The 12,669-nt window shown below is 62.6% G+C and carries 15 protein-coding genes; 6 read left to right on the plus strand and 9 right to left on the minus strand.

The window, feature by feature from the left end:
• The first annotated feature begins 85 nt into the window (after window positions 1-85).
• From BMW49_RS10705 to BMW49_RS10725, 5 genes are all read left to right on the plus strand, one after another.
• Window positions 86-1,594, plus strand: coding sequence for an RNA polymerase factor sigma-54 (locus BMW49_RS10705; protein WP_069517934.1), 1,509 nt, complete (start codon window positions 86-88; stop codon window positions 1,592-1,594).
• A 191-nt stretch (window positions 1,595-1,785) separates the two neighbouring features.
• Window positions 1,786-2,094, plus strand: a complete 309-nt coding sequence (hpf, locus tag BMW49_RS10710; protein ID WP_069517936.1) for a ribosome hibernation-promoting factor, HPF/YfiA family — start codon at window positions 1,786-1,788, stop codon at window positions 2,092-2,094.
• 15 nt (window positions 2,095-2,109) lie between these two features.
• Window positions 2,110-2,574 (plus strand): PTS IIA-like nitrogen regulatory protein PtsN, encoded by a 465-nt coding sequence (gene ptsN, locus BMW49_RS10715; RefSeq protein WP_069517939.1) that lies wholly within the window; start codon window positions 2,110-2,112, stop codon window positions 2,572-2,574.
• A 12-nt stretch (window positions 2,575-2,586) separates the two neighbouring features.
• On the plus strand, window positions 2,587-3,444 hold the full coding sequence (gene rapZ / locus BMW49_RS10720; RefSeq protein ID WP_069517941.1) for an RNase adapter RapZ: 858 nt from the start codon (window positions 2,587-2,589) through the stop codon (window positions 3,442-3,444).
• Between the two features lie 9 nt (window positions 3,445-3,453).
• Window positions 3,454-3,726: an HPr family phosphocarrier protein gene (locus BMW49_RS10725; RefSeq protein WP_069517943.1), complete on the plus strand. Its 273-nt coding sequence runs from the start codon at window positions 3,454-3,456 to the stop codon at window positions 3,724-3,726.
• Between the two features lie 27 nt (window positions 3,727-3,753).
• Here the strand turns inward: BMW49_RS10725 and BMW49_RS10730 are convergent, their stop codons facing one another.
• The 6 genes from BMW49_RS10730 to pmbA all read right to left on the minus strand — a co-directional run bounded on the left by BMW49_RS10730 (window position 3,754) and on the right by pmbA (window position 9,253).
• A complete protein-coding gene (locus BMW49_RS10730; RefSeq protein WP_069517945.1) occupies window positions 3,754-4,635 on the minus strand; it encodes a ZIP family metal transporter in 882 nt (293 codons plus the stop codon).
• Between the two features lie 9 nt (window positions 4,636-4,644).
• The gene (locus BMW49_RS10735; protein WP_069517947.1) at window positions 4,645-5,259 is read right to left on the minus strand and encodes a superoxide dismutase; all 615 of its coding nucleotides are present in this window, start codon (window positions 5,257-5,259) and stop codon (window positions 4,645-4,647) included.
• Between the two features lie 10 nt (window positions 5,260-5,269).
• Window positions 5,270-5,695 (minus strand): hypothetical protein, encoded by a 426-nt coding sequence (locus tag BMW49_RS10740; RefSeq protein ID WP_069517949.1) that lies wholly within the window; start codon window positions 5,693-5,695, stop codon window positions 5,270-5,272.
• Between the two features lie 53 nt (window positions 5,696-5,748).
• Window positions 5,749-7,128: a class II fumarate hydratase gene (locus tag BMW49_RS10745; RefSeq protein ID WP_069518108.1), complete on the minus strand. Its 1,380-nt coding sequence runs from the start codon at window positions 7,126-7,128 to the stop codon at window positions 5,749-5,751.
• Between the two features lies 1 nt (window position 7,129).
• Window positions 7,130-7,525 carry a hypothetical protein gene (locus tag BMW49_RS10750; protein ID WP_069517951.1) on the minus strand — a complete coding sequence of 132 codons (396 nt, stop codon included), beginning with the start codon at window positions 7,523-7,525 and terminating at the stop codon, window positions 7,130-7,132.
• Between the two features lie 381 nt (window positions 7,526-7,906).
• Complete coding sequence (gene pmbA, locus BMW49_RS10755) at window positions 7,907-9,253, minus strand: metalloprotease PmbA (protein WP_069517953.1); 1,347 nt, start codon at window positions 9,251-9,253, stop codon at window positions 7,907-7,909.
• A 137-nt stretch (window positions 9,254-9,390) separates the two neighbouring features.
• On the opposite strand from pmbA, the gene yjgA reads away from it, so the two are divergent.
• The gene (gene yjgA, locus BMW49_RS10760; protein WP_069517955.1) at window positions 9,391-9,909 is read left to right on the plus strand and encodes a ribosome biogenesis factor YjgA; all 519 of its coding nucleotides are present in this window, start codon (window positions 9,391-9,393) and stop codon (window positions 9,907-9,909) included.
• A 229-nt stretch (window positions 9,910-10,138) separates the two neighbouring features.
• Here the strand turns inward: yjgA and BMW49_RS24520 are convergent, their stop codons facing one another.
• Genes BMW49_RS24520 through BMW49_RS10770 form a run of 3 tightly spaced genes read right to left on the minus strand, consistent with a single transcriptional unit; the run spans window position 10,139 to window position 12,643 of the window.
• Complete coding sequence (locus tag BMW49_RS24520) at window positions 10,139-10,345, minus strand: hypothetical protein (RefSeq protein ID WP_139133810.1); 207 nt, start codon at window positions 10,343-10,345, stop codon at window positions 10,139-10,141.
• A gap of 4 nt (window positions 10,346-10,349) precedes the next feature.
• Window positions 10,350-11,792 carry a metalloprotease TldD gene (gene tldD / locus BMW49_RS10765; RefSeq protein ID WP_069517957.1) on the minus strand — a complete coding sequence of 481 codons (1,443 nt, stop codon included), beginning with the start codon at window positions 11,790-11,792 and terminating at the stop codon, window positions 10,350-10,352.
• 2 nt (window positions 11,793-11,794) lie between these two features.
• A complete protein-coding gene (locus BMW49_RS10770) occupies window positions 11,795-12,643 on the minus strand; it encodes a carbon-nitrogen hydrolase family protein (protein ID WP_069517959.1) in 849 nt (282 codons plus the stop codon).
• Window positions 12,644-12,669 lie beyond the last annotated feature (26 nt).

Below are 12,669 nucleotides of genomic sequence, written 5' to 3' on the forward strand. Positions count from 1 at the left end.
GCTTTCAGGCATATAATTTGCTTCCTAGTGGCGCTTCGGCGCCCTGTAGTGGATTGCGCTCAGACGCCGGTAAATAAGGTCTGCAATGAAACCATCGCTAGTCCTGAAAATGGGCCAGCAGCTGACGATGACACCTCAGCTGCAACAGGCCATACGCTTGCTCCAATTGTCGACCCTGGACCTGCAACAGGAAATCCAGGAGGCATTGGAGTCCAATCCTATGCTCGAACGCCAGGAAGACGGCGAAGACTTCGATAACTCCGACCCCCTCGCCGACGGTGCCGAAAGCCCCACGCCAACAGCTGAGCAGGAGCCGCAGTACCAGGACACCAGCTTCCAGGAGACCGCGCAGACCGTCGATAACCTGGAAGACGGCGAGTGGAACGAGCGCATTCCTAACGAGTTGCCGGTCGACACCGCCTGGGAAGACGTCTACCAGACCAGCGCCAGCAGCCTGCCGAGCAACGATGACGACGAGTGGGACTTCACCACCCGCACCTCCGCCGGCGAGAGCCTGCAGAGCCATCTGCTGTGGCAACTCAACCTGGCACCGATGTCCGACAAGGACCGCCTGATCGCCGTCACCCTGATCGACTGCATCAACCAGCAAGGCTACCTTGAGGAAACCCTCGAAGAAGTCACCGAGGCCTTCGACCCGGAGCTGGACATCGAAATCGATGAAGTCGAAGCGGTGCTGCACCGCATTCAGCAATTCGAGCCTGCCGGTATTGCCGCCCGTGACCTGCGCGAATGCCTGCTGCTGCAGCTGCGTCAGCTGCCCGCACGCACGCCCTGGCTGGCAGAAGCCCAGCGCCTGGCCAGTGACTACCTCGACCTGCTCGGTGGCCGCGACTACAGCCAGCTGATGCGCCGCATGAAGCTCAAGGAAGACGAGCTCAAGCACGTCATCGACCTGATCCAGAGCCTCAACCCACGGCCGGGCTCACAGATCGAATCCAGCGAGCCGGAATACGTCGTACCCGACGTAATCGTGCGCAAACACAACGATCGCTGGCTGGTCGAGCTCAACCAGGACGCCATGCCGCGTCTGCGCGTCAATGCGCAGTACGCCGGCTTCGTCAAACGCGCCGACTCCAGCGCCGACAACACCTTCATGCGCAACCAACTGCAAGAAGCGCGCTGGTTCATCAAAAGCCTGCAAAGCCGTAACGAAACACTGATGAAAGTCGCCACGCAAATCGTCGAACATCAGCGCGGCTTCCTCGACTACGGCGACGAGGCGATGAAGCCCCTAGTGTTGCATGACATTGCCGAAGCCGTAGGTATGCACGAGTCGACCATCTCTCGGGTGACCACCCAGAAATTCATGCACACCCCGCGTGGCATCTACGAGTTGAAGTACTTCTTCTCCAGCCATGTCAGCACCTCCGAAGGCGGCGAATGCTCGTCCACGGCGATCCGCGCGATCATCAAGAAACTGGTCGCTGCGGAAAATGCAAAAAAGCCGTTGAGTGACAGCAAGATCGCTGGTTTACTGGAGGCACAGGGCATACAAGTGGCCCGTCGCACAGTCGCCAAGTACCGCGAATCGCTCGGCATAGCGCCCTCCAGCGAACGCAAGCGACTGATGTAGCACGGCACGACAGGAGGACTCGCGCAACACGGCTCGAAACACACCTGACGCTTTGTCATCCCTGCCCCGCCTCAAGGGTGCGGTCGATAACAGGCTCAGGTCGCTTCTACCAGAGTCTTCCCGGCCCACAGTGTTCCGGCGGCCGGCACTTCAAGCCGGCCTCTTACACGCGGCAACAAGGAGAAAGCGGTATGCAAGTCAACATCAGTGGACACCAACTGGATGTGACCGACGCCCTGCGCGACTATATCGACGAGAAACTGGGTCGATTGCAGCGCCACTTCGACAAGATCACCAACGTGCAGGTCATCATGGAGGTCGAGAAGCTCAAACAGAAAATCGAAGCCACGTTGCATATTGCCGGCGGTGAAATCGTCGCCAATGCCGAACATGAAGACATGTACGCCGCCATCGACCTACTGACCGACAAACTCGACCGACAACTCATCAAGCACAAGGAAAAGCAGCTCGACCGTCAGCAAGGCGCTATGGCCCGCTGACCTCGCTCACCTCCTATGATCCGACTTGAACATATCCTGACCCCCGGCCGTTCCCTGGTGAACGTGCCGGGCGGCAGCAAAAAACGTGTACTCGAACAGATAGCTAACCTGATCGCGCGTGAACTGCCCGATCTGGATGGCCAAGATATCTTCGAAAGCCTGATTGCCCGCGAAAAGCTTGGCTCGACCGGTTTCGGCAATGGCATCGCCATTCCGCACTGCCGGCTGACCGGCTGCTCAGCGCCCATCAGTGCTTTATTACGCCTGGATGCCGCCGTCGACTTCGATGCCATCGACGGGGCTCCGGTCGACCTGCTGTTCGTCCTGCTGGTACCTGAAGCAGCAACCGACGAGCACCTCGAACTGCTGCGCCAGATTGCCAGCATGCTCGACCGTGAAGATGTGCGCGAGCGCCTGCGCAGCGCGCCTGATAGCGCGGCGCTGTACCAGGTCGTCGTGGACGTACAAAGCAGCTATTAGAGACCGTTGTCCATGCGCTTGATCATCGTCAGCGGTCGCTCCGGCTCCGGCAAAAGTACCGCCCTCGATGTGCTTGAGGACAACGGCTTCTATTGCATCGACAACCTCCCGGCAGGCTTGCTGCCGGAGCTGGCCGAACGCGCCCTGCTGCATACCGAGCTCTTGCACCCGCAGGTAGCGGTATCTATCGATGCGCGCAACCTGCCCAGCCAGCTCAAGCGCTTCCCTGAACTGCTCGATGAGGTTCGCGCACGCAATATTCGCTGCGACGTGCTCTACCTAGATGCGGACGAGGAGACCCTGCTCAAGCGCTTCTCCGAAACCCGTCGGCGCCATCCGTTGACCAACGAAAATCGCTCGCTGGCTGAAGCCATCGCCGATGAGAGCCTGTTGCTTGGGCCGATCATCGACCTGGCTGACCTGAAGATCGACACCACGCACCTGAATCTCTATCAGTTGCGCGACAGCATCAAGTTTCGCCTGCTCAATCAGCCCGAGCCTGGCACGGCTTTTCTCGTCGAATCCTTCGGCTTCAAGCGTGGCATGCCGGTGGATGCCGACCTGGTATTCGATGTGCGCTGCCTGCCCAACCCCTACTGGAAACCTGAACTGCGCGACTTCTCCGGACTGGATCAGCCGGTAATCGACTACCTCGCCGCGCAACCCGAAGCCGACGAGATGTACCAGGATATCTTCGCCTATCTGAGCAAATGGCTACCGCGCTTTGCCGCCAGCAATCGCGCCTACGTCACCGTGGCAATTGGCTGCACGGGCGGCCATCACCGTTCGGTATACCTGGCCAGCCGCCTCGGCGAGGCACTCAAACCCCTCCTGAAGAACGTTCAGGTTCGCCACCGCGACCTCAGCTAAGGACCTGCGATGCCGACCTGCGAAACCACCATCATCAACAAGCTGGGCCTGCATGCGCGGGCCGCGGCGAAGTTCGTTGGCGTGGCCAACCAGTTCCCCTGCCAGGTGAAGGTTGGCCGCAGCGCCGACAGCCTGGTCGACGGTAAAAGCATCATGGCAGTCATGATGCTCGCCGCCGGCAAGGGCACCACTGTGCACCTGCACACCGAAGGCGAGCAGCATGAAGAGGCGCTGCAAGCACTGCTCACACTGATCGGCAACTACTTCGACGAAGGCGAATAACGCGAAACACCTCTGCTCCGCGCGGCCTCAGACCAGCGCGGTATCGAGCACCATCATCAGGCAGAAGCCTACCAGCAGCCCAAGACCTGCAACGCCTTCGTAGCCGCGCGCGCGCGATGCCGGGATGATCTCGCTTAGCACGACGAACAGCATCGCCCCTGCGGCCAGTGACAAGCCCCAGGGCAACAGCGGTGTTGCCACCCCCACCAGCCAGGCACAGAGCACCGCAAATACAGGCTCGACCAGCCCGGATGCGATACCGAACGCCAGCGCATGCCAGCGCGACAGCCCTGCCGCGGCCAGCGCCAATGCCACAACCAGCCCCTCCGGAACATCCTGCAGCGCGATCCCCAGCGCCAAGCCTTGCGCTTCTGCCAACTGCGCGCCCGCAGCAACCCCGACGGCCATGCCTTCGGGAATATTGTGCAGAACAATCGCTAGCACAAACAGCAAGACGCCGAGATCGACTCTGGGCGGCTGGACCGAGGCAGCCCGCGCCATGCGCTGCCCCACCCAGAACAGTCCACCAGCCCCCAGCACCACCCCCAGACTGACCAGCAAGCCACCAGCCCAGGCATTCAGCCCTTGCTGTTGTGCTGCCTGCAGCGCCGGCAGCAACAGAGAGAACATGCTCGCCGCCAGCATCACCCCGCCCCCAAAGCCCAACAGCGTATCCATCAGGCGCGCCGACACGCTGCGCATAAACAACACCGGCAACGCCCCCAACGCAGTCCCCAGCGCGCACAGCAAACCACCTTGCAGGGCATGCCAGATGGGCGTCGGCAGGCTCGCCTGTAAGCTCACCCAGGCCTGCTGAGCCAGCAACAGGCTGCCACCCAGCATGACGCAGCCTCCCACGAAGTAGCGCCAGGCACGGAGGTTGAACGCCAGCAAATTCTGTTCGCGCATGCAGGCGCCTCAGGCGCTGAGCGCGTCGTGGTAACGACGGCTCACTTCAGCCCAGTCGACCACGTTATAGAAAGCCGCGATGTACTCCGGCCGACGGTTCTGATAGCGCAGGTAATAGGCGTGCTCCCACACATCGAGACCCAGAACCGGGGTCAATCCGTTCATCAGTGGGCTGTCCTGATTGCCCGTGCTGTGCACCACCAGAGTCTTGTCGACAGTCACACTGAGCCAGGCCCAGCCACTGCCAAAACGGCTCAGCGCGGCCTGGGTAAACGCCGCTTTGAACGCCTCGAACCCGCCCAGTTGAGTGTCGATGGCTGCTCTCAGCTCAGCCTCCGGTTCGCCGCCGCCCGTGGGGCTCATCACCGTCCAGAACAGTGAGTGGTTGGCGTGTCCACCGCCATTATTGATCACCGCCGCACGCATAGCCTCCGGCAGCTCCTGCAGGCGTGTGAGCAGCGTCTCGACCGGCAGCTCAGCCAGTGCATGACCACTGAGTGCCGCATTGAGATTATTGACGTAGGCCTGATGGTGCTTGCTGTGGTGGATCTCCATGGTCTGCGCATCGACATGGGGCTCCAGGGCAGCGTAGGCATACGGCAAGGGTGGCAAGGTATGGGGCACGGTGAACTCCTCAGTGATAGGTCGGTTGTACTGGCAATGAAAGGGGCGCACCGCGGTTAAGCGCGACAGGCGATGCGGGACGGCCATACTCGGCGCTTACCTGCAAGAGGCGCAGGTAGCTGTGGTTGCTGTGACGTAGCGCGGCATCGCGCAGGCCGGCACTGAGGTGCTCATCGGCCATGGCCCGCAACAGGTACTCGTGGCAGGCACGCAGGTGCGCGATGGCGGCATCCGGGCGCTGCAGTTGCAGGTGCAGATCGGCCAGGTTGTGCTGCGACACAACCAGCGCTGCGACAGCCGCATCAGCATCGGGCCAGCGGTCGAAGAGCACCTGGGCCAACGCCAAGGCCTGCAGGTATTGCTCGCGGGCATCGACCCAGGCGCCTTCGGCAAAGTAACGATTACCAATTTGCATGGTGCGTTTCCAGTGCTCCATCAGACTCACCTCCTCGCCCTCACGGGCTGTCGTGAATGCGGTGTGCGGGCCGCTCAAACGCCGCCAGAAGTCAGGCGCAGTGGATCGAGCATCCGCTGCAACTCATCGCGACTCAGCTCGGTCTGCTCCAGCGCCACCTCGATAATCGGCCGGCCTTCGCGGTACGCCTGCTTGGCGATTTCTGCCGCTTTCAGGTAGCCAATCCGTGCATTGAGCGCGGTCACCAAGATCGGGTTGCGCGCCAGCGCCTCTTCCAGCCGTGGGCCATTGACCTTGAAGCCGGCGATGGCGCGGTCAGCCAGCAGGCGGCTGACATTGCTCAGCAACTGAATGCTGCCGAGCAGGTTGTGGGCGATCACCGGTAACATGACATTCAGCTCGAAATTGCCCGACTGCCCCGCCACGGCTATGGTCGCGTCGTTGCCGATCACCTGGGCGGCGACCATGGCGGTGGCCTCCGGGATGACTGGGTTGACCTTGCCGGGCATGATCGACGAGCCCGGCTGCAGCGCCTCCAGCTCGATCTCCGCCAACCCGGCCAAAGGCCCGGAATTCATCCAGCGCAGGTCGTTGGCGATCTTCATCAGCGACACCGCGCAGGTCTTCAACTGACCGGACAGCGCCACTGCCGTGTCCTGGGAACCGATCAGGGCGAACAGATTGCGCCCGGGGGTGAAGGACTGGCCGGTCAGCCGGTTCAGCTCGACGCAGAAACATTCGGCGAAGCGCACATGGGCGTTAACCCCGGTACCGACCGCCGTGCCGCCCTGGGCAAGCGCCTGCAAAGCCGGGCGCATGGCGTGCAGCAGTTCGATATTGGCCTGGATCTGCTGCGCCCAGCCATCGAGCACCTGACTCATGCGCACCGGCATGGCATCCATCAGGTGAGTACGTCCGGTCTTGACGAAACCCTGAACGGCCAGGGACTTGTCGCACAGCACCGTCAGCAGGTGGCCGAGTGCCGGCAGCAGCCGCTCGTTGAGCTCCATCAGGGCGCTGACATGAATACAGGTGGGGATGATGTCGTTGCTGCTTTGCCCGCAATTGACATGATCGTTGGGGCTGACCGGCTCACCGAGGATGCGCGTGGCCAGGCTGGCGATCACTTCATTGGCGTTCATATTGGTGCTGGTGCCGGAGCCGGTCTGGAATACATCCACCGGGAAGTGCGCCATGAAATCGCCTGCGAGCAACTCGCGACAGGCCGCCACAATCGCCTCGCCCTGGGCCGGCTGTAGCTGCTCGAGGTCAACGTTGGCCTGGGCAGCGGTAGCCTTGGCCAGAATCAGTGCGCGAATAAAGGCGCTCGGCATCAGCAGACCAGACACAGGGAAGTTGTTCACCGCCCGCTGCGTCTGGGCGCCGTAGAGGGCGTCGGCAGGCACGGCCAGTTCGCCCATGCTGTCGCGTTCGATGCGGGTCTCGCGGGTCATGTCACGCATAGGGATTACCCTCCGCCAGTTCGCTAAGGGACAGCGAAGGTCGCATCGGCAGAGTCGCCAGGCGATTACGCAAGTGATTGAGCCGCGCCTGTTGCTCGCGGCTGTGCGCCAGGTGCTGCAACACATAGAGCGCGCGGTAACTTTGGTCCAGACACTGGCTGCGCCAATGCCAGGGCAGGCCGGCATCACTGGCGGTATCGAGCAACAGGCCCAGGGTACTGCTGGCCATGCGCCAGGGGCACAGCTGACCGCGTTCGATCAGTTGCCGGCCCATGGCCCAGTGCAGCTCCAGCAGACGAGGCTCATCCGGCCAGAGCGCGCAGCGAATGCGAAAGCCTTGCCAGGACCAGCACTCCAGACAACCCATATGAGGTGAACCCGAATCCATGCCGGCCTCCGTAATTAATATCGATTAACTTGCGTTAACGATAATCAATATCAAATAGAGACGTAAAGGACTTTATGACGACTGGGCGCTTGGGGCTTCGCGGATGGGCTAAAGCGGACGCCAGCCAGGGCGAGCCGGCAAGGCAGAGAAAAGGCAGCCTGAGGCTGCCTGTAACCGGGGAGAAACACAGCTACAGCGGTAGCAAGAGGCTATGTGGGGGGACCAGACGGCGTTCCGTTTTACCCGCGACGGTTGCAGTGTCTCCACGATCAATCGCGAATAAATTCGCTCCTACACAAGCCCAATCAGGCCGCAACAATCGACTGGACACACCCCCTAGTATGGAGAGAGGCCGCGCTCGACTCTCTCGCCCTACAAGCCTCAACTGCCCGCTACGGTCATCCGCTCGATCAGTACCGAGCCCGTGCGGATAGTGCTGCGCAGCTCCAGATCACTGCCCACGGCAACAATCTGGCGGAACATGTCGCGCATGTTGCCGGCGATGGTGACTTCCTGCACCGGGAACTGGATTTCGCCATTCTCCACCCAGTAACCGCCGGCACCACGGGAGTAGTCGCCGGTGACCATATTCAACCCCTGCCCCATCAGCTCGGTGACCAGCAAACCGCGGCCCATACGGCGGATCAGCGCCGCCTGGTCTTCTTCGCCATGGCTGACAAACAGGTTGTGCACGCCGCCAGTGTTGGCGGTACTGGGCAGCCCCAGCTTGCGCCCGGAATAGGTGCCCAGCACGTAGGAGAGCAACTCGCCGCGCTCGACAAATGATTTCGCGTAGGTCGCCAGGCCATCGCCATCGAACGAGGCGCTGCCCAATGCACGTGGGATATGCGGGCGCTCATCGAGGCTCAGCCATTCGGGGAACAACTGTTGCCCGAGGGTGCCTTCCAGAAACGATGACTTGCGGTACAGGTTGCCGCCCGAGATCGCCCCAAGAAAACTGCTGAACAACCCGGTGGCCAGCTCGGCGGCAAACAGCACCGGCACCTCGCAGGTCGGCACCGGGCGCGCACCCAGCCGGCTGACCGCCCGCAGCGCGGCGCGCTGGCCGATCCCGGTAGCATCCGCCAGGCGCTCGCCCTGACGGTTGACGTCATACCAGTAGTCACGCTGCATCTGCCCGTCGGCCTCGGCGATCATCACGCAACTCAGGCTGTGCCGCGTGCTCGCATAACCGCCGATAAAACCGTGGCTGTTGCCGTAGACCCGGCAACCCTGATGGGTGCTCAGCGTAGTGCCGTCGGCATTGCGGATGCGCGCATCGGTGTCGAAGGCCGCTGCTTCGCAGGCCAGCGCCTGCTCGATGGCCTGCTCGGGGGTGATCGCCCAGGGGTGATAGAGGTCCAGCGACGGCAGTTCACGGGCCATCAGCGCGGCATCGGCGAGACCGGCGCTTTCATCCTCGGAGGCATGTCGGGCAATTGCCAACGCCGCCGCAACCGTCTCACGAATCGCTGCGTCACCGGTTGCCGAGGTGCTCGCCGAACCCTTGCGCTGGCCCAGGTACAGGGTGATGCCGAAGCCCTGGTCGCGGTTGAACTCGACGGTTTCCACTTCGCGCTGACGCACCGAAGTCGACAGGCCCTGCTCCAGCGACACCGCCACTTCACAGGCACTGGCGCCCTGGCGCCGCGCTTCGTCGATAATCTGCTCGACCTGAGCCTGCAAGGCGGGCAGCGCCTGGGGGCCGATCACATCTGTTGCACTCATAACCACTCCGATTCTGCACATAACCACCGGCGGCACACGTGGCGCCGCCGGCATTCGATTCGTCCTGCAGCTTGAAGCTTGCGGCTTGAAGCTGCCCCTACTGCTATCATGACGACGTTTTCCATTGGACCGTCCCCATGTCTGAATACCTCGATGACTTCTCCGGCGAGAAGAGCAAAACCCAGATCAAGCGCGAGCTGCACGCGCTACAGGATCTCGGCCAGCGCCTGACCAGCCTGAAGCCTGACCTGCTGAACAAACTGCCCCTCACCGACGGCCTGCGCCGGGCCCTGGAAGAGGCACCCAAACACACCGCCAACGCGGCCAAGAAGCGCCACGTCCAATTTATTGGCCGGCTGATGCGCGACCAGGACGTCGAGGCCATCCTCACCCTGCTCGACCAGGTCGACGCCTCCACCCGTCAATACAACGAACGCTTCCATAACCTTGAGCGCTGGCGCGACCGCCTGATCAATGGCGATGACGCCACCCTCGAGGCCTTTGTCGGCGACTATCCCGACGCCGACCGCCAGCACCTGCGCCAACTGATCCGCCAGGCCCAGCATGAAGCGGCGCAGAACAAGGCGCCGGCTGCCTCGCGCAAACTGTTCAAATACATCCGCGAACTGGACGAGACGCAGCGCGGGTTACGCTAGATCGCTGCAGTGCCAAGGCTGGAGCCCTACGGTTCCAGCCAGCTAAGCCCTCCGTCGCCTCGCTGCAACCTAGTGTCACGACACACATACATAATTGGTCGCTATCTGTAGGAGCGAAGGGGGCGCCTAGCCTTTATTCGCGATAATCCTTGAAAGCGCTGAAAGCATCGCGGCTAAAGCCCCTCCCACGGAACCTGGCATTGACCGACATTTGATTCGTCTCGCGACACTAGGCGCAATACAGCCAGTACACAAAACCGCCAAGCACTACAGCCACAATTTCTACGAATCCCAGAGTGCTCAGCCAGCGCACACTGCGCACAGTCTTGCGTGGGCGAACCCGACCAAATGTCACAGCAATGACCGTCCAGCGACCCAGCAAATAACACAGCCAATCAAAAAACCAGTCAGCTAACGCACCCAGCAGTTCATCCAAATTCTCAGCTCCCCGTCCCGCCCACGGTGATCGCATCGATCTTCAACGTCGGCTGGCCAACGCCGACCGGCACCGACTGGCCGTCCTTGCCGCAGGTGCCGACGCCGCTGTCCAGGGCCAGGTCGTTACCGACCATCGACACTTTGCTCATGGCCTCCGGGCCGTTGCCGATCAGGGTTGCGCCCTTGACCGGAGCGGTGATCTTGCCGTCTTCGATCAGGTAGGCCTCGCTGGTGGAGAAGACGAACTTGCCGCTGGTGATGTCGACCTGACCACCGCCGAGGTTGGCGCAGTAGATGCCTTTTTTCACCGACCGGATGATTTCTTCCGGGTCGCTCTCGCCGGCCAGCATGTAGGTGTTGGTCATGCGCGGCATCGGCAGGTGCGCGTAGGATTCGCGGCGGCCATTACCGGTGGGTGCCACGCCCATCAGGCGGGCGTTGAGCTTGTCCTGCATATAGCCCTTGAGGATGCCGTTCTCGATCAGCGTGGTGCACTGGGTCTGGGTACCCTCGTCGTCCATGCTCAGCGAGCCGCGGCGCTCGGCCAGGGTGCCGTCGTCGACGATGGTGCAGAGTTTGGATGCCACTTGCTGGCCGACCTTGCCGCTGTAATTGGAGCTGCCCTTGCGGTTGAAGTCGCCTTCCAGGCCGTGGCCAACTGCCTCGTGCAACAACACTCCGGACCAGCCGGCGCCCATTACCACCGGGAAGGTACCCGCCGGCGCGGCGATGGCTTCCAGATTGACCAGCGCCTGGCGCAGCGCCTCACGGGCGTAGCCCATGGCGCGGTCTTCGTTCATGAAATAGCGGTAATCGGTACGCCCACCGCCGCCGTGCCCGCCGCGCTCGCGCCGGCCGTTCTGCTCAACGATCACGCTGACGTTGAAGCGCACCAGCGGGCGAATATCCGCGCCCAGGCTGCCATCGGTGGCAGCTACCAGAATACGGTCCCAGACCCCGGCCAGGCTGACGGTGACCTGCTTGATGCGCGGGTCGAGGGCGCGGGTGGCCTGGTCGACCTGCTTGAGCAGCTCGACCTTCTGCGCCCGGTCAATTACATCCAGCGGGTTACCGGGCGCGTACAACGCCGTTACCTGCGGGGTGCTGAAGGCCTGCACGCGGCCTTCCTGACCAGCCCGGGCAATCGAGCGCGCGGCACGGGCGGCCTGGCTCAGGGCTTCGGCGGTGATCGCATTGCTGTAGGCGAAACCGGTCTTTTCCCCGGATTGCGCACGCACACCAACCCCTTGATCGAGGTTGAAACTGCCTTCTTTGACGATGCCATCTTCCAGCACCCAGGATTCCGACACCTGGCTCTGGAAATACAGGTCGGCGGCATCGATGCCCGGCCCGGCCAATTCGCCGAGTACCCCGGACAGTTGTTCGATGGCCAAGCCACCGGGTGCCAGCAGGTGTTCACTGACGGACAACAGCATCTCGCTCATAACTACTCCAAACCTGGCAGCCGCGGTTCGGCCGCTGCAAAAAATCGTTTATGTCGAATCACCGGCATGCGCTGGCGCAGCGCGGCCTGCTCGGCGGCGTCCACGGTAGCGAGCAATACGCCCTCGCCTTGGGCGTGCTCGGCCAGCACCCGGCCCCAGGGGTCGACAATCGCACAATGACCAAAGGTCTCACGCCCGCCGGGGTGCACACCACCCTGGGCGGCCGCCAACAGGTAACACTGGGTTTCGATCGCCCGGGCACGGATCAGCACCTGCCAATGGGCTGCGCCAGTCACGGCAGTAAAAGCCGAGGGCGCGCTGATCAGCTCGGCGCCGGCAGCGCGCAACAGTCCATAGAGTTCAGGGAAGCGCAGGTCATAACAGACCGTCAAGCCCAGCCGCCCGACCGGCGTGTCAGCCACCACCACCTGCTCGCCATGGGCGTAGTCATCGGACTCACGGTAGCGGCCGCGGCTGTCCGCCACGTCGACATCGAACAGGTGCAGTTTGTCGTAGCGCGCCGCCGTCTGGCCCTGGTCGTCGATCAACAGCGAACAGGCCCGCACCTTGGCATCAGGCTGTCCCTGGGGCGGCAAGGGCAGCGTGCCGGCGACAATCCACAGGCCCAGCTCACGGGCCGTCTGGCGCAACCAGGGCAGAATCGGCCCCTCGCCAAGCGCTTCGGCACGCCCCAGCGCGGCCAGGTCGCGACGGCCCATGGCGGCGAAATTTTCCGGCAGCACGGCCAGGCGCGCACCGCCGGCTGCGGCCTGTTCGAGGCAGCGGCGGGCGCAGTTCAGGTTCTCGGTGACATCCGTCTGGCTGACCAACTGGATTGCCGCGACCGTCATGCAGGCACCTCGCGCAAGGCCTTATG

It is taken from the genome of Pseudomonas cuatrocienegasensis, assembly GCF_900110925.1.
Taxonomy (GTDB): Bacteria; Pseudomonadota; Gammaproteobacteria; order Pseudomonadales; family Pseudomonadaceae; genus Aquipseudomonas; species Aquipseudomonas cuatrocienegasensis.